Annotated in this window: 19 protein-coding genes and 1 tRNA gene; 19 read left to right on the forward strand and 1 reads right to left on the reverse strand. The window is 43.9% G+C overall.

The features are described from left to right. The first annotated feature begins 4 nt into the window (after positions 1–4). The 19 genes from V6984_RS05360 (at position 5) to cls (ending at position 21,938) form a co-directional block, all read left to right on the forward strand. Complete coding sequence (locus V6984_RS05360) at positions 5–763, forward strand: hypothetical protein (protein ID WP_342758756.1); 759 nt, start codon at positions 5–7, stop codon at positions 761–763. Positions 764–871: 108 nt separating this feature from the next. Continuing rightward, positions 872–1,948 (forward strand): FtsH protease activity modulator HflK, encoded by a 1,077-nt coding sequence (gene hflK / locus V6984_RS05365; protein ID WP_342758757.1) that lies wholly within the window; start codon positions 872–874, stop codon positions 1,946–1,948. Positions 1,949–1,984: 36 nt separating this feature from the next. Continuing rightward, the gene (locus V6984_RS05370) at positions 1,985–2,848 is read left to right on the forward strand and encodes a protease modulator HflC (protein ID WP_342758758.1); all 864 of its coding nucleotides are present in this window, start codon (positions 1,985–1,987) and stop codon (positions 2,846–2,848) included. Between the two features lie 180 nt (positions 2,849–3,028). After that, a complete protein-coding gene (locus V6984_RS05375; protein WP_342758759.1) occupies positions 3,029–4,837 on the forward strand; it encodes a GGDEF domain-containing protein in 1,809 nt (602 codons plus the stop codon). Positions 4,838–4,855: 18 nt separating this feature from the next. Beyond that, complete coding sequence (locus V6984_RS05380; RefSeq protein WP_342758760.1) at positions 4,856–5,758, forward strand: AraC family transcriptional regulator; 903 nt, start codon at positions 4,856–4,858, stop codon at positions 5,756–5,758. Between the two features lie 73 nt (positions 5,759–5,831). Further along, the gene (locus V6984_RS05385; RefSeq protein WP_342759942.1) at positions 5,832–7,499 is read left to right on the forward strand and encodes an alpha-glucosidase; all 1,668 of its coding nucleotides are present in this window, start codon (positions 5,832–5,834) and stop codon (positions 7,497–7,499) included. Positions 7,500–7,609: 110 nt separating this feature from the next. Further along, on the forward strand, positions 7,610–8,806 hold the full coding sequence (locus V6984_RS05390) for a GGDEF domain-containing protein (protein ID WP_342758761.1): 1,197 nt from the start codon (positions 7,610–7,612) through the stop codon (positions 8,804–8,806). Positions 8,807–8,969: 163 nt separating this feature from the next. Continuing rightward, positions 8,970–9,635, forward strand: coding sequence for an HD domain-containing protein (locus V6984_RS05395; RefSeq protein ID WP_425324232.1), 666 nt, complete (start codon positions 8,970–8,972; stop codon positions 9,633–9,635). 14 nt (positions 9,636–9,649) lie between these two features. Then, positions 9,650–11,389, forward strand: coding sequence for a GGDEF domain-containing protein (locus V6984_RS05400; RefSeq protein WP_342758762.1), 1,740 nt, complete (start codon positions 9,650–9,652; stop codon positions 11,387–11,389). 248 nt (positions 11,390–11,637) lie between these two features. Beyond that, complete coding sequence (locus V6984_RS05405) at positions 11,638–13,197, forward strand: serine hydrolase domain-containing protein (RefSeq protein ID WP_342758763.1); 1,560 nt, start codon at positions 11,638–11,640, stop codon at positions 13,195–13,197. 107 nt (positions 13,198–13,304) lie between these two features. Next, positions 13,305–14,693: a TrpB-like pyridoxal phosphate-dependent enzyme gene (locus tag V6984_RS05410; RefSeq protein WP_342758764.1), complete on the forward strand. Its 1,389-nt coding sequence runs from the start codon at positions 13,305–13,307 to the stop codon at positions 14,691–14,693. Between the two features lie 76 nt (positions 14,694–14,769). Further along, a tRNA-Arg gene (locus V6984_RS05415) sits at positions 14,770–14,843 on the forward strand. 697 nt (positions 14,844–15,540) lie between these two features. Beyond that, a complete protein-coding gene (locus V6984_RS05420) occupies positions 15,541–16,362 on the forward strand; it encodes an MBL fold metallo-hydrolase (RefSeq protein WP_342758765.1) in 822 nt (273 codons plus the stop codon). Further along, positions 16,359–17,606: an HD-GYP domain-containing protein gene (locus tag V6984_RS05425; protein ID WP_342758766.1), complete on the forward strand. Its 1,248-nt coding sequence runs from the start codon at positions 16,359–16,361 to the stop codon at positions 17,604–17,606. The genes V6984_RS05420 and V6984_RS05425 overlap by 4 nt, the downstream gene beginning before the upstream one ends. Then, positions 17,572–18,432 carry a pyridoxamine kinase gene (locus tag V6984_RS05430; protein ID WP_342758767.1) on the forward strand — a complete coding sequence of 287 codons (861 nt, stop codon included), beginning with the start codon at positions 17,572–17,574 and terminating at the stop codon, positions 18,430–18,432. The genes V6984_RS05425 and V6984_RS05430 overlap by 35 nt, the downstream gene beginning before the upstream one ends. Positions 18,433–18,446: 14 nt before the next feature. Continuing rightward, the gene (locus tag V6984_RS05435; protein ID WP_342758768.1) at positions 18,447–19,052 is read left to right on the forward strand and encodes a TIGR04100 family radical SAM protein; all 606 of its coding nucleotides are present in this window, start codon (positions 18,447–18,449) and stop codon (positions 19,050–19,052) included. Between the two features lie 206 nt (positions 19,053–19,258). Then, entirely contained in the window at positions 19,259–19,678 is a 420-nt protein-coding gene (locus V6984_RS05440; protein ID WP_342758769.1) for a transcriptional repressor, read from the forward strand. 90 nt (positions 19,679–19,768) lie between these two features. Next, positions 19,769–20,308 carry a rubrerythrin gene (rbr, locus tag V6984_RS05445; protein ID WP_342758770.1) on the forward strand — a complete coding sequence of 180 codons (540 nt, stop codon included), beginning with the start codon at positions 19,769–19,771 and terminating at the stop codon, positions 20,306–20,308. A gap of 133 nt (positions 20,309–20,441) precedes the next feature. Beyond that, a complete protein-coding gene (gene cls, locus V6984_RS05450; RefSeq protein WP_425324249.1) occupies positions 20,442–21,938 on the forward strand; it encodes a cardiolipin synthase in 1,497 nt (498 codons plus the stop codon). 68 nt (positions 21,939–22,006) lie between these two features. Here cls and V6984_RS05455 read toward each other — a convergent pair whose 3' ends face one another. Further along, positions 22,007–24,442 carry a GH36-type glycosyl hydrolase domain-containing protein gene (locus V6984_RS05455; RefSeq protein ID WP_342758772.1) on the reverse strand — a complete coding sequence of 812 codons (2,436 nt, stop codon included), beginning with the start codon at positions 24,440–24,442 and terminating at the stop codon, positions 22,007–22,009. Between the last annotated feature and the right edge of the window lie 284 nt (positions 24,443–24,726).

Consider the following 24,726-nt stretch of genomic DNA (forward strand, 5'->3'; position numbering starts at 1 on the left):
AATTATGGTGTCCGAAACATACGAGGCATATGCGATCAATTCTGCGTATGCAAATGTTTCGGTTGAAGAGAACATGCGAGAGGGTGTTTTGGCGTTCAGGGCTTTTTTGTGCCGGCTTTACGATGTTTTATACGCCAAAGGAGATATCTATGATAATAGCAAAAAAGTTGCCCATGAATATGAAAACCGTACTACACTTTCGGTGTATTATCCATTCCTGCACAATGTAAGCATCATACTAATGAACATAGGTTATCATGGCATGCCAAGTAAAAATGAGCAATCCCTGGTCTGCCAAAATACCGTATTAAATGGAAAGCTGTCTGTTACCAAGAACCTCGAATGCCTGCAATTTCTGGCAGATTGCGGTATTGGCATTGACGGCATAGACATAAATGAAAAAAAGCAGAACTTATCAGACATCAAAACCATAAAGATAACATATCCGGATAACCCAATCATGCTGAAATATTGTTATAAACGGAAGGATTTATGGGGAATCAACGCTTCCCTCAACAACGGTTATCATATCAATGTGAAATCGACAAAGACGAACGAATATACTGACACCATCAAAACATTTCCGCCAATTTTGCAGGAACTGATCGCAAAGGGATATGGCTGCGGCAGAAAAAGAGAAATCGGTCATTGTGACGGCGGTTGCCGTGGACTTCCCATATCGTTGGATGATTCTGTTTTACATATGCGGGATGACATTCAAACATGGTTTGATCAGGAATTGTCATGCTTGCAAAAGAAATAAAATTTATATATTTTATATAATGTTAATTTTGAATCTAAAATATCATAGTGTATAATATAATTAAGAAATTCTTCATAACCTAATATAATCTTAAAAAGAGGAGAGAAAATGAAAGTAACGAGAGATGAAAATGGAGCTGGATTCGAAAGATTCAGCGGAGGAGAAGTAAACAAAGGTCCCTCCAATTTTAAGAAAGTAGTCAGGGGGATCAAGATAACCCTTCTGGTACTTGTCGTAGCAGTCTGCCTTCTAAGCAGCTTTTATAAAGTAGGGGAACAGCAGCAGGCTGTTATTACCATGTTCGGTAAGGTAGTAGATGTGAAGGGAGCCGGATTATATGTCAAAATCCCCTTCATTCAGCACGCTATTAAAGTAGATACTACCACCCATGGCTTACAGATAGGCTATCGTACATCCGGCGAGGAGTCGGACAATTACAGCGTGCCCGAAGAGGCGATGATGATCACCTCCGATTTCAATTTTGTCAATGTGGATTTTTATCTGGAATATAGAGTAAGTAATCCCCAAACCTATTTGTATGCTTCCGGATCCCCCGAGGAGATTCTTCGCAACACTGCTCAGGCATGTATCCGGACCGTTATAAGCAACTATAATGTTGACGACGTTATCACCACGGGAAAGAGCCAGATTCAGGCTGACATTCGTGTTTTGCTGGGTGAGGAGCTGCAAAAGAACGATATAGGGCTCCAGATCGTAAACCTGACCATTCAGGATGCGGAGCCGCCCACAGATGCTATTATGCAGGCGTTTAAGTCCGTAGAGACTGCAAAGCAGGGAAAAGAGACAGCTATCAATAACGCGAAGAAGTATCAGAATGAGAAGGTGCCGCAGGCGGAAGCGGATGCGGATAAGATCATCCAGCAGGCGGAAGCGGCTAAGACGGCGAGAATTAATGAGGCAGAGGGACAGGTGGCGAGATTTAACGAAATGTATGCGGAATACATCAAAAATCCCCTTATAACGAAGCAGCGTATCTTCTATGAGACAATGGAGGATGTGCTTCCCGGTGCTAAGGTTATTATTGACGATGGAAACACTCAGAACATTCTGCCCCTGGAGCCGTTTACCGGCACGGAAGGAAGCAGGTCTTCCATTACCCAGAGCACCGGTGCCGGCATGGAGGAAAATGGGCTCCTTGAAGAAAACGATGAAATTAAGGAATAGCAGAGAAGCGAGTACGGATAAAAAGAGGGAAAATAGATGAAAAAAACGAAAATTATAGCGGTTATTGTAGTTCTGGCGGCGCTGTTTATATCCGGCAATTCAATCTTTACTGTTGCGGAGAATGAATACGCGGTAGTGACTCAGTTTGGAAAGATTCAATATGTAGTATCGGAGGCGGGAGCAAGCGTCAAGGTTCCGTTCATCCAGACGGTAAGAAAGATTCCGAAGGAACTTCGGGTTTACGATATTAACCAGTCAGATGTCATTACAAGTGATAAAAAATCGATGATTGCCGACGACTATATATTATGGCGCATCACGGATCCGGTTAAATTCGCACAGACGCTTAACTACTCCATCGGCAGCGCGGAGGACAGAAGCAGCGTGGCGGCTTACAATGCCACTAAGAATGTCATAAGCTCCATGACGCAGGATGAAATCATTGCAGCCAGAGGAACGAGGCTGACGGAGATGATCACCCAGAATGCCAATGCGGCAATCGGAGAGTACGGCATTGAAATCGTCAAGACGGAGATCAAGCTGCTGGATCTGCCTGATGATAATAAGGAAGCAGTTTATGAAAGAATGGTTTCCGAGCGTAACAACATAGCGGCTTCCTATGCGGCGGAAGGTAAATCGGAAGCACAGAAGATCATGAATCAGACGGATAAGAATGTATCGGTCATGCTGGCGGAGGCGAAGAAGCAGGCGGCTGTTCTGGAAGCCGAGGGTGAATCGGAATATATGAAAAAGCTGGCGGAGGCTTATAACGATGAGAGCAAGGCGGATTTCTATACGTATATCAGAAGTTTGGATGCGCTTAAGAACTCTTTGCAGGGTGAAAATAAAACAATTATTCTGGATAAGGATTCCGCTATCGCGAGGTTATTTTATCAATAAAAAAGCAATCAATAGTATATTAATGTCGTTTATTAGCATAAAATCGGGGAGAATGTCGAAAAATATTCTGCCCGATTTTTAATTATTTTATCAATATTATTGAATACGCGAAACCAATATGATATATTGGAACTTACGTGGGGAGTAAGCAAACTTGGTTGGTAAGAAAGTAGGGAGCTTATGAAACGGAAAAGGAAAGGGTGCCTTTTTGCATTCTGTGTCAGCATGATATTAAATATGATAACTTCCGTTCCGGCGCTGGCATCAGAAAGCAGTGCGGTAGATTTGACTCAGGAGGAAAAAGGGTATCTGGAGGAAAAGAAAGTTCTCATAGTCGCAGTAGTTGACGGATGGCAGCCTTACATGTACAAAAGCAGCGAGGATACTTATTCAGGCTTTGCCTTGGATATATTGGAAGACTTGCAGAAACAAAATGAAATATCAATACGATATGTGGAAGCGGAAGATTATGGGAAGGCCCTTGAATTGTTGAAGAGCGGTCAGGCCGATATCGCCGCCTTTATGGAGAAGGAAGGCCTTCAAGAGGATGTTCAGAAGGGCTTTGTCCCCTATATGACTGCGCCCGTACAGATGATTACGGGAAATAATGTGGTGCTATTTGAAGATCGGAATTTGAAGGCGGCCGTACCGACGGGCGCCGATTGCATAAATTTTGAAAATTATGGAAAAATTGAGCGAACGGAATTTCCATCGCTGGAAGATTGTTTTAAGTCGGTAAAGAAAAGACAGACGGATTTTATCGTGAGTGATTTTTATACGGTTGAGTCGCTTACGCGCTATATGATGGCTCAGACAATAATGGTAAAGAATATTCCGGACGCCTATGTGACGATAGGATATTTAACCGGAGAATCGGAGATCATCCTGCAGGGGATTCTGGAAAAATTGCGGGGGAGCATATCAGAGGCAGAAGTGGTGGATAGTCTGGCACTTCATGGCGATCGCCTTTCAAATGAATCGAATATTATAAAATTTATATACAATAATACTTTTATTATATTTAACGGTGTACTCATATTCATTTTTTCTGCAATAGTTATTTTACTCTTATACATAAAAGTGCATGCGGAGAGGCAAAGCGAACTGCACGGTCATGAACAGAGTTATCAGCTTCTTGCGGATACCTTTGGTCAGGCGGGTATGGAGTATGATTTTCTAAATGACAGATTAGTGCTTTTTGGAATTAGACATGATGAAATAGATATACCTGAGGTAGTGGAGAACCTCCATGAGAAATTGGAGAACCGGGAGCTTCGCATTACGCTGACGAAGGAAGAATTCGATAAATTCTGTATGAACAGCGAACCGGGCAAGACCTATCAGACAGAATTCCAATGCGGCATGCGGGGAGAGGGATGGAACTGGTTCAGTATGATATATATCGTAGTGGGCAGTGAGGAGTCGCGCCGTATGCAAAGGAGACTCCTGGGCGTCTTGGTGGATGCGCAGAAGCAGCACCAGACTCAGGAGAAATTATTGGAGATCGGGCAGTACGATAAGCTAACGAAGGTTTTCAACCGGGCGGGAGCGGAGGCTCTGCTTGTACAGGCGCTGCAGAATTTGGGCGAATATTCGCAGAATGTATTTCTGCTGATGGATGTGGATAAGTTCAAACAAATTAATGATAGCTATGGACATTTGTACGGAGATGAGGTACTTCAGGCACTGGGCCGGAATATGCAGGAAATCTTTCAGGGAGATACGATTGTCTGCCGTTGGGGCGGCGATGAGTTCATCATGTTCGTCAGAGGGCCCGGAGCGGAGGATGAGCTGCTTAGAAAGCGTGTCGAGGAGCTTCGCCGAAGGATGAAGGAATTTCAATACGATGGAGTGGCGTATCCCATCGGTCTTAGTATAAGCGGTGTGGTGCCGAAAAAAGGAATGTCACTTGAGGGCCTGTTTAAAAAAGCGGATAAAATGCTGTATCAGATAAAGCAAGAAGGACGTGACGCTTTTCGTATTCAATAGGAATAGGGAAGAGGAAGAATGATTAACAAGGTCGGTTTGAAAGAGGATATGGTACATGGAACAGTGAAGTTTCCTCTTGCCGTATATTACTGGCAGAAGACGGGGGAACGGTTTGCGGTAAAGCTTCACTGGCATGAAGAAACTGAGATCATCTATCTCGTGAGCGGCAGATTCAACGTGAACGTCAACATGAAAAAGTATAAACTGCAAGGTCCGGTCATTTTATTTGTGGGTGCGGGCGATATCCATTCCATAGAGGGAGAGCCGGGCGGTCTGGAAAATGCAGTGGTATTCGATATGAAGATGCTCAGCTTCGAGCAGTTGGACGGTGTGCAGCTGCAGATTATAACTCCTCTGTTGGAAAAGCGCATGCAGTTTCCTCAAATCGTTACAGACGATAATCCGATATGGGAAGAGCTTAAGAGGCTCTATGAAGAGGTGCTTTCGGAGTCAGAAAAAGAAAATCCCGCTTCCCGCATGAAAGCTAAGGCGTATTTGTATGAAATGCTGGCTTATCTTTATGAAAACGGAAGCTTCGTCAACATGGAAAATGCCGGCGATTATAACAGCGAGAAGATCAATAATATAAAAAAAGTCCTGGGATTCATTCAGGAGCATTATAATAGACGGATTACGGGCAAGGATATGGCCCAGCTCATCGGTATTAACGAGCAGTATTTTTGCCGGTATTTTAAAAAGATTACAGGAAAGACTCCCACTATGTATATCAATGAGGTAAGAATCGAGAAGGCGGCGTGCTTTCTCCAGCAGACCGACCGAAAGATTATAGATATCGCCATGGAGTGCGGCTATGATAACATGGGATATTTTATCAAGCGTTTTAAAGAGCAAAAAGGTTTGTCTCCTTCTGAATACAGGGCGAAAAGTCAAAATAGTGTAATAATTGGTCAGAATAGATAAAGAATGATAGGATATATGTTCATATAATGTAATTACCATGGATTGACAGAAAGGCAGGGTAAGTTATATGAATATGAGAAAACAATGGTGGCATGAAAAGGTAGCATACCAGATATATCCTAAGAGCTTCAATGATACCGATGGTGACGGAATCGGGGATATCAGAGGCATTATCGAGAAACTGGATTATTTGAAAGAGCTGGGAATCGACATTATATGGATTTCACCTCTTTATCAGTCGCCCTTTGTGGATCAGGGCTACGATATTTCGGATTATTATAAGATAGATCCGGTATTTGGAACGATGGAGGACTTCGACGAGCTTCTTTTAGAAGCGAAGAAGAGGGATATGTATATCCTCATGGATTTGGTAATCAACCACTGTTCCGACAAACATGAATGGTTCCAAAGAGCACTTGCGGATCCTTACGGCGAATATGCGGATTATTTTTATTTTGAAAAAGGCAAAGACGGCAATCCGCCCAGCAATTACCGCTCCTATTTCGGAGGAAGCGTATGGCAGCAGGTGGAAGGAACCGACTTATACTATCTCCATTTATTCGCCAGGGAACAGCCCGATTTGAACTGGGAAAACCCGAAGGTACGGAAAGAACTGTACCGGATGATCAATTGGTGGCTGGATAAGGGGCTGGCAGGCTTTCGTATCGATGCGATCATAAATATAAAGAAGGTGGTAAGCTTCCCTTCTTATGAACCTGACGGAGACGACGGTCTGGTCAGATGTACGAGAATGGTGGAGGAGGCGGAGGGAGTAGGCGATTTTCTCCAGGAGCTTAAGCGGGAAACCTTTGAGAAACACCATGCGTTTACTGTGGCGGAAGTATTTAATATGAAAGAGGACGAGCTTAGAGAATTTATCGGGGAGGAAGGACATTTTTCTACCATGTTCGACTTTTCGCCTCTTTCCGTAACCTTTGGAGAACACGGCTGGTATGACGCGCCGGAATTCGACTTCGGCAAATGGAGAGAAGCGTTGTATGCATCCCAGAAGGAATGCAGGAATGTGGGCTTTTTGGCGAATATCATAGAGAATCATGATGAGCCCAGAGGGGCATGTACTTATCTTCCAAAGTATGCGCTAAACGACAATGGTACCAAGATGCTTGCCACTACCAGCATTCTGCTGCGGGGACTGCCGTTCCTTTACCAGGGACAGGAAATCGGCATGAAAAACTGCATGATGGACAGCATCGAAGAATATAATGATATTGATACCGTAAATCAGTACGAGCTTGCAAGAAGGGCCGGATTATCCGATGAGGAAGCACTCAAGGTATGCTTCAGGCATAGCAGGGACAACGCAAGAACCCCGATGCAGTGGAGCGGAGAGGACAATGCGGGGTTTACGGAAGGGACTGCATGGATTAAGATAAATCCAAACTATAGGGAGATTAACGTAAAGGCGCAGGAGAAGGATGCAAAGTCAGTGCTCTCTTACTATAAAAATCTAATAGCTCTTAGAAAATCGGAGGTTTATAGTGAAATATTTACTTACGGCGATTTCCAGCCGGCCTTCGAATCGGAGGAAATGATACTCGCTTACTATAGACAAGCGGAAGACAGACGAGTCCTCATTGCGGCGAACTTCGGTGAAGAGGAGGCTTTACTTAACGTAGGCGGAGCGGGGAAAATGCTGCTATGTAATATGGAGGATATAGAGAACCGAGACAGCAGACTGCTTCTTCCCTCTTGCGGAGTGGCAGTAATAGAATTGGTGTAAGAGTTAAAATAATACATATAATTTCAGCAATACAAAAGACATGTGGAACCGGAAGAATGGTTTTATATGTCTTTTTGTGTAAAAAGACGGTCAGAGTCAGGGAGAGTTACATGAAAAAAGCTTTAACGTATTTAGGCCTGTGTCCGGGCGGAAGGTATGGAAAAGACGTGGAGAAAGAATTATTTTACTATTCGAAGCAGTCGTATCACATTATGCGGTTCATAATCTGCGCATGCGAATTTGTGCTGATATTCCTGTCGGCGAGGAAAACGGAAGGCATTTTCAGTGCGGAAACGGAAATGGGCTATTTCCTTTTGTACGCGGGAATGCTGGCAGTAACGGTGGCTTTTATAGGACTGGATATTCTATGGGAAGTGAAGAAGTTTAAACGGTATACCTTTTATAGAAATCTGGGCTTTGTTTATGTGATGCTTACAGCGATATGGGCCTGCGGAATCACGCTGTTCGACCGCTTCCGGGGGGATGGTCTGACCGTATATACCTATATGCTTTTGATGATTGCAGCGCTTGCTGTGCTGGAGCCATGGCAGAGCATTCTGACTTTTTCGTCGGCCTTCGTCGTATTCAGTGCAGGGCTTCCTTATTTTCCTGCCCCTGCCGGGGAAGAGAATATCTTTTACCAGAGAATGAACGGCTTTTTTATTGCCCTTATTTCTGTTGTGGTCTCTGTTTACTTCAATTGGTATAGAGCGAAAAATTATAAGAACCAGAAAATCATCGACGAACAGAACAAAGAGCTTTCCATGGCCAATGAGCGCCTGAATCGAGAAATCATCGTGGACAGTCTGACCGGATTATATAATCGACGCTATTTGGCGGAAATCGTGCATCTGCGTTTCCATGACAGCATAGACAAAATGGAGAAAAAGCCGTTAGCCTGTTTGATGCTGGATATAGATTATTTTAAGCAGTATAACGATACGTACGGACACCAGCAAGGGGATGAGTGTCTGGTAAAAATATCAAAAATCATGAAACAGTGCCTTCCTGCGGATACGGCGAAAATCGTACGTTACGGTGGGGAGGAATTCGTTATCTTCATCTTTGGCTGCACAGATGAGCAGGCCCTTGACTACGCAGAAAATCTGCGGGAAGCGGTGGAAAAGAGCCATTTTGAAAGGCAGGATACGGTACAGGAATTCCTTACGGTCAGTATAGGAGTATACACGGGGATTCCCGACAGTGCAGACAATTCTGAAATGCGCGGCTTTATCTGCAAGGCGGACGAAGCCTTATACGAAGCGAAGCGGGCCGGGAGAAACTGTGTAAAGGTATGTGGGAAATAGGGGGCGTATTAACGCCCTCTTTTTTTACATTGATTTTACCCAATCTTAACATAAGAAGGATAGCTGTAAAAAGATAAATATATTACGATGGAAAGCAATAACATCTATGGAATGAAATGGGTAAAGAATACTCATTAGGAAATGCAAAGGAGATAATATAATATTGAAGCAGATTACATATAAGATGATAAAGGATTCGGAGGAAATAAACGCCTATATAAAGAAAGGGAATGAAACTCTCGGGACCATGGGATATACGGAACATTCGGAGCGGCATGCGGCGAAGGTAGCGGAGATGGCGGGGAAAATTTTAAGGGAATCGGGATATGGAAAAAATGTTATAGAACTGGCTAAGATCGCAGGATATATGCACGATATTGGAAACAGCATAAACCGTTCGGATCACGCCCATAGCGGCGCACTGATGGCATTTCAGATATTGCGCGATATGGGAATGGATTATAAGGATATAGCAGTGGTGGTAAGCGCTATCGGGCAGCATGATGAAAGCACAGGAATGGCAGTGGACGAGGTGTCGGCAGCGCTGATACTGGCGGATAAGACCGATGTACGGAGAAACCGGGTGAGAAATCAGAATATTTCTACCTTTGACAAGCACGATAGGGTAAATTACGCAGCCATATCTTCCGAGCTTGAAATCCATGCGGATAAAAAAGTAATCCGGCTGAATATAGAGTTGGACGAAGAAATTTGCTTTATTATGGACTATTTTGAAATATTTCTGCAAAGAATGCTGATGTGCAAAAGAGCGTCGGAGATCCTCGGTATGCAGTTCAAACTAAATGCAAACGGCAATAAAATCTGTTGAGAGGCAAAGCGAAGATGGTAGACTGGAAGCTGGAACTGGACGATATTATTGAGAGGAAGAGGATAAGGTCGGTATTTCAACCGATTGTATCCCTGCGGGATGGAGACATTCTCGGATTCGAGGCACTTAGCCGTATTATAGGTGATTCCGCAATCGAAAATATAGAAGTGCTGTTCGAGCAGGCGGTACTGCAAGGACGAATCTGGGAATTGGAGAAGCTATGCAGGGCAAAGTCCTTAAGTACGCTGTTTGAAACAAGAAGGTACAAGAAAAAGCTGTTTTTAAATGTGAACCCTCTTGTAATGCACGATACGAAATTCCGGCAGGGATTCACGAAGGAGCATTTGGATACTTATCATGTTTCCTCGGAGCAGGTAATTATAGAGATAACGGAAAACAGCTCGGTCGAGGAAAGCGAAGCATTTCAGGCAACGGTTGTGCACTATAAGGAACAGGGATATGAAATCGCGCTGGATGACGTGGGCTCCTGCTATTCCGGACTGAACCTGATCTGCGACATAAAGCCTCATTTTCTGAAGCTGGACAGGAAATTAGTACAAAACATTCACAATGACGGAATGAAACGTGCCCTGATAAAAAGTCTGGTGGGACTTACCGATAGTCTGGGAATGTTTTTGATAGCAGAAGGAATTGAGGCGGAGGAGGAGCTGGATGCGCTTATAGAAATGGGTGTTCACTATGGTCAGGGCTTTCTGCTTGGCCGTCCCGGAGAGATAATAGACACACTGGATCAACAAGTACTTTCTATCATAAAGAAATGCAATGCGAGGAAAAACAGTGGAATTCACCTGGGTGTGGAGAAATATTACATCGGTAATATCAGTACCTTTGGTAAGACGGTTCCCTTTCACATGATGGTGGAAGAGGTCGCTGTGTTATTCGATAAGAATCTGGATATTCAGGGTGTAACGATAATCGATAATAACAATAGGGCTATGGGAATCGTAACGAGGGACAGGCTGAGTCAGTGCCTGGGGGGAAGATACGGTTTCAGCCTCCATCAAAGGAAAAAAATCGGTTCCATCATGGAAAAAAAATTTTTGATGGTGGACTGCATGACATCCATCAGCTCTGTCGCAAACAGTGCCATGGAAAGAGAAAACGAATGCCTCTACGACTTCGTAGTAGTGACTAACGGAGGAGAATATGCCGGGATAGTAACGGTCAGAGACCTTCTTCAAAAGACGATAGAAATTGCAGTAACTACAGCAAAATTACAAAATCCGCTAACGGAGCTGCCGGGAAACCTCTTAATAGAGGAGGAAATCGAAAAGGCGATACGAAGCGAGGAAAAATATACGGTGGTATATTTCGACTTGGATAATTTCAAAGCATTTAATGACGTTTATGGTTTCGGAAAGGGCGATTTGGCAATCAAGGAATTTGCCAGGATATTGAAGAGCAATATATCCGAAGAGGACTTTGTAGGGCATATCGGAGGCGACGATTTCGTAGCCATATTCAAGCATCATAACTGCGAATATCTTTGCACGAGAATCATAAAGGATTATGAGGAAAAAGTGCATAGCTATTATTCTCCGGAGGACCGCAGGAACGGATATATTGAAACCCCTAACAGACAAGGAGAGATGGAGCGTTTTCCGCTGTTGTCGGTAACGGCGGCCATGGCTGACAATAGGGAAAAAAGCTATTCCTCTGTGGAGGAAATATCGGAACTTTTGGCAGCGAGAAAGAAATACAAAAAAAATCAGAAGGGGAAAGTGGCAATGTAGAAAAATGTGTTGGCACTTTCCCCGATTCCAATTCGTCTAACCGGCGCCGGCACAGTCGGGCTGTCCAGTTCATCCACGTCTTTCGATTCTCCAAAGAAAAAAGTATGCAGCTGCATAACATATAAAGTTAAGATATATTCTATTGATTTTATTTGATATGGCATTTACACTACAAACTATAGATGTGCAGAGAAGGAATATAAATTCTTGACCGAGGAATGCAAAAAACCGGCTGATGGGAGGAAGGAATGAAAGGCGAAAGTTCAAGAAAAACTATATTTATATTATGCATAACAGTAATTCTGCTTTTTGTTTTCGGATATATATTTATATTTTGGAATGTTAAACTGATCATTCAGCCCAATGATGGGCAGACTAATACCAAAATCGACGTGGATACGCGCCCACTGTTTTCGGAAGTTGAGAAACTGATAATAAATAAAATGAGACAAGGGAAGATTCCCGGATTGTCAGTGGCGATTGTTAAAGACGGAGAAACGGCATATAAAGCGGGATTCGGCTATGCCAATATTGAGACTGGCGAGAAAGTTACATCCGATACATTATTTCAACTCGCTTCAAACAGCAAGGCTTTTACAGCTCTCGGAGTGCTGCAGCTGCAAAAAGACGGTCTAATAAATCTGGAGGAGCCTGTTTCGAAATATATACCATGGCTGAAATTCCTTTATAATGGTAAAGAAACCGACGTGGCCATTGCAGAATTTCTGTATCACACAAGCGGAATCTCATCCAATACGATTTACAGGATTCCTGAACTGGATGAAGAAGAGGATGATGCAATTGAAAAGACCGTCAGAACGATTGTTGGTCTGGAATTAGCAAGCAGGCCTGGTACTAAATACGAATATGCAACCATTAACTATGATGTTTTAGGACTGCTTATCGAAAGAGCCTCGGGGGAAAATTATGAAGATTATATTCAAAAACATGTGCTTGATGCCGCAGGACTACACGATACCTATATGTTTAAAAGCAAGGCTGATGCAATCAATCTGGCATCCGGATATAAAGCCGGTTTCTTATTGCCGCAGCATTACAATGCCCCTTGGTATGAGGGTAATAAACCGGCGGGATATATCATTTCGAGTGCCGGTGATATGGCTGCATGGCTGAAAATTCAGATGGGCACAAGCGAATCCTCTTTACTGGATACAAAATTAATTGTTCAATCACAATATCCCAATCTCAATGTGGATACTTTTGGAGATGGAATGGCCTATGCTGCCGGCTGGATAGTATACGATAATGCGGGGACAGAAATTCTTCACAGCGGTTCCAATCCTAATTTTTCTTCATTTATTATATTTAGACCAGAAGAAAAAACGGGCGTGGCAGTTTTATGTAATACAAATACGACGTACGCTATGGATATTGCTCAATCTATTATAAAACTTTTCTCTGACAGTCAAAGTAGCTATATAAGTGTGGCAGATTATAATCAAAAGATAGATCAGGTTTGCACAGCGATAATTTTCGTATTGTTCTTTGTTATATGTGTAAACTTATACTCGCTTATAAGTTCAATTTACCGGTTTGTAACAAAGAAAGAAAAGTTCTGTTCACTAAGTAGGAAAATTGTTATTAAAATATCTGTTATATCGATTATCTTTGTCATGATAAGCTGTATCGTATATTTTTTGCCGGGATTTTTATTTAATGGTGCCACATGGCGTTACATGATCGTATGGTATCCTGTTACCGTGGGAATTCTATTATATTCAATCTATACATCATTATTTTTATTATTATGCAATAGTTTAATGAAGACTTTTCGCACTATGTGTTAGTGAAAGTAATATCAAAAAAGGTTGACATTGTCCGCTGCTTTTAATAAACTTGATTTAAGTTACGCTGTATTGCACTAAAACAATAAAGTCCCGAGAGGAGAAATAAAATGTCAGAAAAGAAGATCCCATATAAAATATATCTGGAAGAAAGCGAGATGCCGAAGCAGTGGTATAATGTACGTGCAGATATGAAGAACAAACCGGAGCCGCTATTGAATCCGGGCACCCTGAAGCCGATGACCTTCGAGGAGCTCCAAGGTGTGTTCTGCGATGAGCTGGTAAAGCAGGAACTGAACGATACGGATGCCTACATCGATATTCCGGAGGAAATCAGGAACTTTTACAAGATGTACCGCCCGGCGCCCCTTGTCCGTGCTTATTGTCTGGAGAAAAAGCTGGAAACGCCCGCAAAGATTTATTATAAATTCGAAGGAAACAACACAAGTGGAAGCCATAAACTCAACTCAGCCATTGCACAGGCTTATTATGCGAAGGAACAAGGCCTGAAAGGCGTAACTACAGAGACCGGAGCGGGGCAGTGGGGGACAGCCCTTTCCATGGCGTGCTCATACTTCGATTTGGACTGCCGCGTATATATGGTAAAGGTATCTTATGAACAGAAGCCGTTTCGCCGTGAGGTGATGCGCACTTATGGAGCGCAGGTAACACCTTCTCCATCCGATACAACTAACGTTGGCCGTAAGATTCTGGAGGAGTTCCCCGGAACGGGCGGAAGCCTCGGCTGCGCTATTTCCGAAGCGGTAGAAGCTGCTACCAGTATGGAGGGTTATCGTTATGTGCTTGGAAGCGTGCTGTCTCAGGTGCTTTTACATCAATCGATTATCGGTGAAGAGACCAAGGCGGCCCTTAAGAAATATGACATTAAGCCGGATATCATTATAGGGTGTGCAGGCGGCGGATCTAACTTAGGTGGATTGATTTCTCCTTTTGTAGGAGAAAAGCTAAGAGGTGAAGCGGATTACCGCATCATAGCGGTGGAACCGGCATCCTGCCCCAGCCTTACGAGAGGAAAGTATGTATATGATTTCTGCGATACGGGCAAGGTATGTCCGCTTGCGAAGATGTATACGCTTGGAAGCGGATTTATGCCCGCACCGAATCATGCAGGAGGCTTACGTTATCACGGAATGAGTTCTGTTGTTTCTCAGTTGTATCACGATGGTTTATTGGAAGCGATAGCCGTGGAGCAGACCTCTGTCTTCGAGGCAGCAGAAAAGTTTGCGAGAGTAGAGGGCATACTTCCTGCGCCGGAGAGCTCTCATGCAATAAAAGTTGCAATCGACGAAGCGCTGAAGTGCAAAGAGACAGGAGAAGAAAAGACCATCGTTTTCGGACTTACCGGTACCGGATACTTTGACATGGTGGCTTATGAGAAATTCCATAATGGAGAAATGTCGGATTATGTCCCTACTGATGAGGATTTGGCGAAAGGATTTGCAGGAATTCCTTCATTTCCGGGAAATGAAGTTTTTTAGGCTTGGGACTTGACATTTATATAAGAAGCATGTAAAATAAAAATCGTTGCGAACGAGAATGACGTTTGCAACGGATGTGTGCTTAGCTCAGCTGGATAGAGCGTTTGGCTACGGACCAAAAGGTCGGGGGTTCGAATCCTCTAGCGCACGTAGAACGTGCGGTTGTGCACGTATAGAGCCCTGCAGGTGAAAGCTTGCAGGGTTTTTTATCTTATAGGATTAGGGTGTCAAAAGGTCCTTTTGCGAACGTCTCTAGGCAATATGCTCAAAACAAAAAGATTCCTGCGCCGAATTCCAATATATAAGAAGTTCTAATTCTCAGTCTATTCGCGCCAAACATACCAGAAAACAAAAAACTCGCTGCGCTCAAACAGTTTTGTTTTCTGTTATGGCTCAAATATCCAGAGAAAGAACTTCTAAATATTTACATAGGCGCAGTCATTCTTTTTGTTTTGGTCATATTGACCAGAATGTATTTATAAAGGACCTTTTGACACCCTAATCCTTATAGGAAAGTGCTCCTATAAGATAAAAGCTCTTCGGACAGAATGCGCAGCTACGCGCGCGGAACAAAAGCTGTGCCGGCAAAGTATTAGGATGCATGAGTGTGCGAAGCACACTTTTATTATGTAACAGTAACAAGTGCTGTACTTTTGTTCCGGGCATTTGAACAAATCATCTTGCATCCGCAATTTTTATAAACTATAATATTTTATATCGACGAAAACTCGGACATATTGTTGGTATGGCTCGAGTTTTGTTTTATGTAATAGGAAAATGCTCCTATCACATAAGAATGGATGCGCTAAGACCGGAACCTTTCCAATGAAAAAGGAGAAGACTACAAATGAGAAATGAGACATTGGATTACAGCGAATATATTGAAATCGCGCAAGGAGTTTACTGGGTTGGTTTTGCGGACGAGAACATGGGACTGCACTGTAATCCCTATCTGGTCGTGGATGAAGGAGAAGCGGTCTTGATCGACAGCGGAAGCAGGGATGATTTCAGTACGGTAATGCTGAAGATTCTGCGGACAGGAACGAGTCCGAGCCAGATTAAGCATTTGATATACCAGCATTACGATCCTGATTTATGCGCCAACATTCCGCATATGGAGGCCATGATCAACAGCGATGACTTGAAAATCATTTCTCACCGTGAGAATAACCTTTTTATTAACTATTACTCGGCAAAATCACCGAAGCTCTGCATTGAACAGATGGGAATGCAGTTTGAATTTGCAAGCGGCAGACGCCTGCAATTTATCAGGACGCCCTATTCTCATTCTCCCGGCAGCTTTGTTACTTATGATACGAAGACAAAAGTACTGTTCAGCAGCGATATTTTCGGAAGCTATGATTACAACTGGCATCTTTATACACAGATAGATGAGCGCTGTATAGACTGTCTGGTACAGGAAGTTTGTCCCTATACGAACAAGAATTGTCAGATAGAAGGCATTTGCAATTTCCATAAGCATAATATGACATCCAAGAGGGCATTGATTTATGCACTGGAGAAAATAGAGGAACTGGATATTTCCCTTATCGCTCCGCAGCACGGAAGCATTCTTCATACCAGCGCTGCCAGGAAAGCGGTTATAGCGCATTTGAAGGCTTTGATCAACGTGGGGATTGATTATTTCTTAGAGGAGGAGAACTGTTGAAACTGGCGAAAGAAATTATAGCTGAAATGGAAGAGACGCAGTCGAGGCCTTATACGGACGAATATATAAAGACTGTTTTCGATTATTTTGCAAATCAAATCGATAACTGCATACAGACAAAGCTGGTTTCGGAGCTTATGACCAGATACGCGGAGGTGTCGAGGCGTCTGGAGAGGAGCGATGCGAGTCTTAGGGAAGCGCAGGAAATTGCCTTGCTGGGCAATTGGGATTTGGATGTCAGGACAAAGGAACTGGGCTGGTCCCACACGACGAGCAAGATATTGGGGCTTGGAGATGATGAAAAGTCGAATCTGAACACCTTTTTTGACAAGGTTCATCCGGAGGATAGGAAAAAGGCAATGCGGATTTTGGATGGTTTCATGGAGGGTGCCGAATTGCCTGAGCTGCGCTATCGTTTGGTTATGGAGGAAGGAAGAATCAAATGGGTTCATATACGCAGTGTGGTTTTACGTGATTCAGGCGGAGAAGCAATATCGGTGCACGGGACGATTCAGGATATTACCGCGGCGAAGACAGCCGAGGAAAAAATGACGGAGTACAACAATCATTTAGAAGATTTGGTTAGGGAAAAGGTTGAGGAAATATCGGCTTCTCAGATAGCTACCATCCATGCGCTTGTGAAGCTGGCGGAGTCCAGGGACGACGATACGGGCGAGCATATTGTGAGAACGGCCCGGTATTGCAGCCTCATGGCAAGGAAGCTTTGGGAGTTGGGAGCATATCCTGATGAAATAGACGAGGCCTTCATAAAAAATATAGAAAAAGCGGGCCCGTTGCATGACATCGGTAAGGTGGGAATCCCCGATGCCATCCTGTTAAAACCGGGGAAATTAACGCCTGAGGAATTCGAAATTATGAAGACTCACGTTACCATCGGGTATGAAACGCTGTCCAGCATTGAGAAGAAATACAAGATGAATGATTTCATCAAAATGGGCATGGACATTGCTCTATGCCATCATGAGAAATGGGATGGAAGCGGATATCCTAACCATATAAAGGGATCGGATATTCCGATATCTGCAAGGATCATGGCGTTGGCAGATGTATACGACGCGCTTCGCTCCAAGCGGGTATATAAGGAAAGCTTTTCTCATGAAAAGAGTGTTAACATCATTAAAGAAGGAAAAGGCAGTCATTTTGACCCGTTTCTGGTGGATATTTTTTTAGAAAATGACGGAGAATTTTATGAAATATTTGAGGGAACAAATCATGTCTCATAACAATCAAAAGAAAATAGCGGTAATTAACGATTTATCCGGTTTCGGGCGATGCTCTCTCACGGTATCGATGCCGATCATCTCCTATATGGGAGTACAGTGCTGTCCGGTACCCACTTCTATTTTTTCCAACCATACCGGATTCGAGGATTTCTTTTTTGATGATTATACGGATAGAATAGAGACCTATATTTCCAAGTGGCATAAGCTGGAGCTGGAGTTCGAGGGAATTGCTTCCGGATTCTTAGGTTCCAGGAAACAGATAGAAACGGTAATCCGCTTTATCGAAGAATTTCGAAGCGACAGGACTACGGTTGTAATCGATCCGGTGATGGGCGATCACGGCAGGATGTATGCGACCTACACGGATGAGATGTGTGAGGAAATGGGACGGTTGGTGGCATATGCTGATATTATAACGCCCAACCTGACGGAATGTTGTAAGCTGACGAAGACGCCGTATAAGGAAGCCGGCTGGAAGAAAAAAGAATTGTATGTCATGGCGGAGGCACTTTCTTGCCGCGGCCCGGCGAAAGTAGTTATTACAGGGATCCCGCAAGGCGAATTCATTGCGAATTATGTAATGGAAAGAGGGAAGGAGCCGAAGCTTATGCGCATTCATAAAGCGGGAACAGAACGCTCGGGAACGGGAGATGTGTTCGCTTCTATTATAGCGGCGGACGCTGTAAACGGAGTGGATTTTGACCGGTCTGTAAAGAAGGCTTCCGACTTTGTGAAGAAATGTATTGTGAAATCCGTGGAGATGGTCATTCCACAGACCGATGGTGTATGCTTTGAAGAAGTTTTGTATACACTGAAGAGAAACTGAAAGGTATAATCGTTATGATGACAATTTTATATGAAGTGCACGATAATCTGTATGTGAATTTGACTAACCGCTGCCCTTGCGCCTGCACGTTTTGCCTGAGACAGACGAGGGAGGAAATGAATCAGTCGGGCAGCCTCTGGCTGGAAAGGGAACCGTCTGTGCAGGAGGTAAAGGACGAATTCGAAAAATTTGATATGACTAAATATAAGGAGGTAGTATTTTGCGGTTTTGGAGAGCCTACCGAGCGGTTGGAGGAGCTTTTGGAAATAGCAGGATACGTAAAAGAGAAGTTCAGGCTTCCGATACGGGTAAATACTAACGGACTCTCCGATTTAATCCATAAAAAGAATACGGCGCCTATGTTTGACGGCTGTGTGGACACTATATCCATAAGCTTGAATACGCCCAACAGAGAGGAATATTACAGGTTAACCCGGAATAAATTCGGAGAAGAGGCTTTCGATGCACTTTTGAAATTTGCTGAAAATGTAAAACGGTATGTGCCTAAGGTTATACTTACAACGGTAGAAACTGCAATTACTGAAGAGGAGCAGGAAGAATGCCTGAAAATCTGTGATCTCTTAGGTGTTTCGTATCGTATCAGACCGTGGGAGGATTAAAACAATAGCAATACCATATTGACAAATTTTATCAATATGGTATTATATATTTAATGATACTGAGTATTATTAGCATATAATTTGATGATGTCAGAGCAGAGTCAAATACCTTGCAGCCAGCTGCGAGGCATGAAGACTGAAGGCATTGCAAGCTGCATGTCCATTTGGTTTGTTGCTTTCGGGAGAATAACGAAGGGGTGATTCTCATGGCGGAACGCAGAAATACTATACAGCAGGAAATCGTGGCTCAGACCTTACGTCAGATGCACGATCACCCTACGGCGGATGCCATTTATATTGAAATCTGCAATAAGCATTCGTCTATTAGCCGTGCCACCGTTTTTCGAATACTGAACCGGATGGCGGAAGAAGGACGCATACTTCGGATATCCAATGCCGGGGGAGGGGATAGGTTCGACTACGAGATTGAGAAGCATTATCATGTGCAGTGTAAGAAATGCGGCAGAATCAGCAATGTAAGTATGAAAAAATTTCCTGCGCTTGAGGAGGAAATTGAATGCTCATATGGCTATCGAATTATAGGGCATACCTTGCTTTTCGAAGGAATTTGTGAGGAATGTGACAAAAGTGTCGTTGAAAATGACACGGATGCGGCAGACTGTTGACCGAATCGGTAATGGGGTGCACGAGCGGCAGACGGGATAATAATCTCAAGAAACCGTAAAAATAATCAAAAAGAAAAGGAGAACATGACTATGGCAGATTTAAAGGGTACAAAAACAGAGGCTAACTTGAAAACAGCATTCGCAGGAGAATCCGAAGCAAGAAATAAATATACATATTATGCTTCTAAGGCGAAGAAAGACGGGTATGTTCAGATAGCGGCTCTTTTCGAAGAGACGGCGAATAATGAGAAAGAGCATGCGAAAATATGGTTCAAGCTTCTTCATGACGGCATTGGCAGTACCATGGATAATCTGAAAGATGCAGCGGCAGGCGAGAATTACGAATGGACAGATATGTATGCCAAGTTTGCCAAAGAGGCGAAAGAAGAAGGCTTCACTAAAATCGCGATGCTGTTCGAAAGCGTAGCGAAGATCGAAAAGGAGCACGAGGAGAGGTATCTTAAGCTTCTTGCGAATATCGAAGGGGATGCAGTATTCTCGAAGGATGGAGATGTTATCTGGCAGTGTGCGAACTGCGGTCATATCCATGTAGGAAAGAAAGCGCCTCAGATATGTCCTGTTTGCGATCATCCGCAGTCATATTTTCAGGTTAGAGCTGAGAATTATTAAGATAAATGGCGTAGAATAAGCACATCCGGTAAAGCTTCCTTAAGTTTTACCGGATTTTTACAAATGTGAAGGGTGGACGAAGGCCGTGAAAAGGTTCATTGGCATAGTTTTTAAAATAATTTTCAGCAGGACGATGGTTACTCTTATCCTTCTGCTTATACAGCTTTTTTGGCTGCTCGCCGGTTTCAGATGGCTTGAAGAGTATTCGCAAGTATATTTGGTGGTGATGGTATTTATAAGTGCGGCCCTTCTGATTTATATCATCAACAAGGATGAGATGCCGGAATTCAAGCTGTCCTGGGTCATACCCATTTGCGCAGCTCCGGTATTCGGTGCGCTGCTATACCTGTTCATCGTAGGAGACTGGACGAACCTGGGCATGAAAAAGCGTCTGAACAAGCGCAGGAAGGAAACGCAGGAATATCTCCATACCGATGAGAAGACGAGAAAAAGAATGGAAATTTCTAATGCTCATTTGGCTAATCTAAGCCGTTATGTGGAAGCGGAGGGAGGCTTTCCTGCGTATGGTGGAGCTTCGGTTACTTATTTTCCCACGGGGGAGGAGAAGTTTGCCGACTTGCTGAAGGAACTAAAGGGGGCAAAGGAGTTCATCTTTTTGGAATATTTCATCGTGGAGAGAGGGCGGATGTGGGATTCCATTCTGGAAATCCTTAAGGAAAAGGTGAAGGAAGGAGTGGAGGTCCGGTTTATGTATGACGGCATGTGCTCCCTTTTGCTCCTTCCGTATTCCTATCCCAAGCAATTGGATGCCTGCGGGATAAAGACAAAGATGTTTTCTCCCATTATCCCTCTTCTGTCCACAGCCCAGAACAACAGAGACCATAGGAAGATTCTCGTCATAGACGGCAAAACGGCATATACCGGCGGAGTTAACATGGCGGACGAATATATTAACGAGGTGGTCAGATTCGGACATTGGAAGGATGCAGCGATTAAGGTGGAGGGGGATGCTGTGAAAAGCTTTACCCTTATGTTCCTGCAAATGTGGAATATATCAGAAGCGGCGACTGAGGATTATTCCAAATATATCCGTAAGAATGAAAAGAAAGCTGTGAGAAGCTCCGGTTTCGTAATCCCTTACGGAGACGGCCCGGCGACGCCGGAAAATGTGGCGGAGACTATTTATATGGACGTGATAAATCAGGCGACGAGCTATGTGCATATCATGACTCCCTATTTTATCGTGGATAATGCGCTGCTGGATGTTCTTCAGTATGCGGCCAGAAGAGGTGTGGACGTCAAGCTGATCGTTCCTCACATTCCGGATAAAAAAGCGATCTTTGCGATTTCCCGCACCTATTACCCCGATTTACTGGGAGCAGGAGTAAAAGTATACGAATACGAGCCGGGCTTTGTACACGCCAAGGTTTTTGTCTCCGACGATGAGAAAGCAATAGTAGGAACGGTAAATCTTGACTATCGCAGCCTGTATCATCATTTTGAATGCGGCGTTTATCTGTATAGAAACGAGGCGGTAGCCGACGCAGAGACGGATTTTGCTGAGACCCTTAAGCGCTGCATTGAAATAGACATGATGTATTATAAGAAGATTCCGATGCCCTTAAAGCTTATGGGAAGAGTACTTCGGCTGTTTGGGCCGTTGATGTAAAAAGCGATATAAAAACTCCTGCAAGGATACGCGTTTGGCGTTTCCAGCAGGAGTTTATTAATGAGTTTCTAGCCCATTATAACTGTTACATCGTAGGAGGCCTTTCCCTTTATATAGGGGATGACACATCCGTTTATCGGATTCCCGTCCACATAAATTTGCTTTACCCCTTTTTCCGCATTGTCGGGGTTTTGAACTTTGATCGTATAATTGCCTTCGCGGAATTGTCTGGTCAGCTCGAAATCTCCGAAGTTCTTCGGAACACAGGGATCGATGGAAAGTCCCGTATGAGTTGGGTACAAGCCTAAAATATATTGTGATATATTGACAAAGGTCCAAGCGGCGGTACCGGTCAGCCAGCTGTTCTTCGCTTCGCCATGGAATTTCGCATCGCGTCCGGCGACCATCTGCGCATATACATAAGGCTCCGTTCTGTGAATCTCGCTGATTTCTTCAACATAAGCAGGGCAAGTCTTCCGATAGATTTCAAAAGCGCGGTCTCCGCGTCCTATTACCGTCTCAGCAATGGAGACCCAAGGGTTATTGTGGCAGAAGATACCCGCGTTCTCTTTGTAGCCCGGAGGATAAGAGGAAACCTCTCCCAGCTCCAGATGATATTTCGTATAAGCCGGCTGCAGAATCATAACGCCGTATTCGGTATCCAGCTTTTCTTTTACGGAATCCAAAGCTTTTTTCGCCAATCCTTCTTTTATGCCGACTCCGGCAAGGGAGCAAAAGCCCTGAGGCTCTATGAAGATCTGTCCCTCTTCGCATTCCCTGGAACCGACCTTATTGCTGTAGGCATCGTAAGCGCGGATAAACCATTCGCCATCCCAGCCATCTTTTAAAATTGCCTCGTTCATGAGCCTGACTTCTTTTCTGGCCCTTTCCGCTTCTGTGGGCATTCCCATCAATTCACAAAGCTGTGCGTATTCTTCGCCATATTTAACGAACATGCCGGCAATAAATATGGACTCAGCCACAGGCCCTTCACTGGGGCCGAAGGTCTGGAAAGACTCTCCGGGATGCTCGGAAAAGCAATTCAGGTTCAGACAGTCGTTCCAATCGGCACGTCCGATCAGAGGTAGATTGTGAGGTCCCTTGTGTGTTACGATGTAATCTAACGAGCGCCTTAAATGTTCCATGAGCGGTGCCGCAACGGAAGCGTCGTTATCGAAGGGCACCATTTCGGTCAATATGGAAACGTCTCCCGTTTCCCGGACATAAGCGCTTGTTCCTGCGATGAGCCATAACGGATCGTCATTGAATCCGCTGCCGATGTCGGAATTACCCTTCTTTGTAAGGGGCTGATACTGATGATATGCGCTTCCGTCCTGGAACTGGGTAGAAGCGATATCGATAATCCTTTCTCGTGCACGGTCGGGAATGAGATGAACGAAACCGAGAAGATCCTGACAGGAATCGCGGAAGCCCATACCCCTTCCGATACCGGATTCATAATAGGATGCGGAACGGGACATGTTGAAGGTTATCATACACTGATATTGGTTCCAGATATTTACCATACGGTCCACTTTATCGTTCGCGGACTTGACCGTATATTTGGAAAGCAGACCATCCCAATAGCTGTTCAACTGAGCAAAGGCATTATCCACATCCTCGTCCGTTTGATACCTGGACAGCATTTCATCTGCCGGCTCCTTATTGATTATCCCATGAGCCTCCCATTTTTCATCCTGTGGATTTTCCAGATAGCCGAGTACAAAGACGAAGGATTTCGTCTCGCCGGGCTGCAAGGAAAGATTGAGCTGGTGAGCAGCTATGGGAGACCAGCCGCTGGCGATGGAACCTGTACATGCGCCGTTTTCTACCGCCAAGGGTGCGTCGGCACCACGGTAAGCGCCCAAGAAATCATCGCGGCTCGTATCGAAGCCGTCGATTTCTGAGTTCACAGAGTAAACGGCGTAGTGATTCCGGCGTTCTCTGTATTCTGTTTTATGATAAATCGTGGAACCAACGACCTCCACTTCTCCGATGCTCAAATTGCGCTGGAAGTTCTTCATATCGTCATCTGCGTTCCAAAGGCACCATTCCACATATGAGAAGAGCGAAAGCGTCTTCACGGAAGAGGAATTGTTGGTCAGCTTAAGCGAACTGATCTCGCAATTATCGGTCAGGGGAACAAAGCTAAGAACCTGAGCCTGTACATTGTTCTTGGATGAAGTAAAACGGCTGTATCCAATGCCGTGACGGCATTCATAGGAATCCAGCTCGGTCTTTGAAGGCTGCCAGCCGGGATTCCATATAGTATCGCCATCCTTAATAAAAAAGTATTTACCGTTTACATCGCCGGGAACATCGTTGTAACGATATCTGGTAAGGCGTAAAAGCTTCGCGTCTTTATAAAATGAGTATCCGCCGCAGGTATTGGAAATAATGCTGAAAAACTCATTGCATCCAAGATAGTTAATCCACGGAAGGGGCGTCCTCGGGGTTGTAATGACGTACTCCTTCTTGCTATCGTCAAAAAATCCAAATTTCATAATAACTCCTATCTGTGTGATTTAACACACGTATAAATCAGGATGTTGAAAAAATCTTTTGATTTTCAACCTATCCTCCCTATCCTAATAAGTAAGAGCATAAAATATAAATCCATCATGTTTAAAACCGCTTTGAATTCTAAATATATGTACGAAAACAATTAATGACAGCAAAAATACCTCTTAAAAATGCATTATAGAAAACGATTAAGTAAAAGTCAAGTAAAAGACAAAATTCTTCGCGAATTAAATTATACAGAATATATTTTTATAATGCAAGACGA

It is taken from the genome of Kineothrix sp. IPX-CK, assembly GCF_039134705.1.
GTDB lineage: Bacteria > Bacillota > Clostridia > Lachnospirales > Lachnospiraceae > Kineothrix > Kineothrix sedimenti.

Coding starts and splice junctions, on each gene's coding strand:
- V6984_RS05360 (WP_342758756.1), top strand. CDS start 5: ATGGTGTCCGAAACATACGAGGCATATGCGATCAATTCTGCGTATGCA.
- hflK (WP_342758757.1), top strand. CDS start 872: ATGAAAGTAACGAGAGATGAAAATGGAGCTGGATTCGAAAGATTCAGC.
- V6984_RS05370 (WP_342758758.1), top strand. CDS start 1,985: ATGAAAAAAACGAAAATTATAGCGGTTATTGTAGTTCTGGCGGCGCTG.
- V6984_RS05375 (WP_342758759.1), top strand. CDS start 3,029: ATGAAACGGAAAAGGAAAGGGTGCCTTTTTGCATTCTGTGTCAGCATG.
- V6984_RS05380 (WP_342758760.1), top strand. CDS start 4,856: ATGATTAACAAGGTCGGTTTGAAAGAGGATATGGTACATGGAACAGTG.
- V6984_RS05385 (WP_342759942.1), top strand. CDS start 5,832: ATGAGAAAACAATGGTGGCATGAAAAGGTAGCATACCAGATATATCCT.
- V6984_RS05390 (WP_342758761.1), top strand. CDS start 7,610: ATGAAAAAAGCTTTAACGTATTTAGGCCTGTGTCCGGGCGGAAGGTAT.
- V6984_RS05400 (WP_342758762.1), top strand. CDS start 9,650: ATGGTAGACTGGAAGCTGGAACTGGACGATATTATTGAGAGGAAGAGG.
- V6984_RS05405 (WP_342758763.1), top strand. CDS start 11,638: ATGAAAGGCGAAAGTTCAAGAAAAACTATATTTATATTATGCATAACA.
- V6984_RS05410 (WP_342758764.1), top strand. CDS start 13,305: ATGTCAGAAAAGAAGATCCCATATAAAATATATCTGGAAGAAAGCGAG.
- V6984_RS05420 (WP_342758765.1), top strand. CDS start 15,541: ATGAGAAATGAGACATTGGATTACAGCGAATATATTGAAATCGCGCAA.
- V6984_RS05430 (WP_342758767.1), top strand. CDS start 17,572: ATGAAATATTTGAGGGAACAAATCATGTCTCATAACAATCAAAAGAAA.
- V6984_RS05435 (WP_342758768.1), top strand. CDS start 18,447: ATGATGACAATTTTATATGAAGTGCACGATAATCTGTATGTGAATTTG.
- V6984_RS05440 (WP_342758769.1), top strand. CDS start 19,259: ATGGCGGAACGCAGAAATACTATACAGCAGGAAATCGTGGCTCAGACC.
- rbr (WP_342758770.1), top strand. CDS start 19,769: ATGGCAGATTTAAAGGGTACAAAAACAGAGGCTAACTTGAAAACAGCA.
- cls (WP_425324249.1), top strand. CDS start 20,442: ATGGTTACTCTTATCCTTCTGCTTATACAGCTTTTTTGGCTGCTCGCC.
- V6984_RS05455 (WP_342758772.1), bottom strand. CDS start 24,442: ATGAAATTTGGATTTTTTGACGATAGCAAGAAGGAGTACGTCATTACA.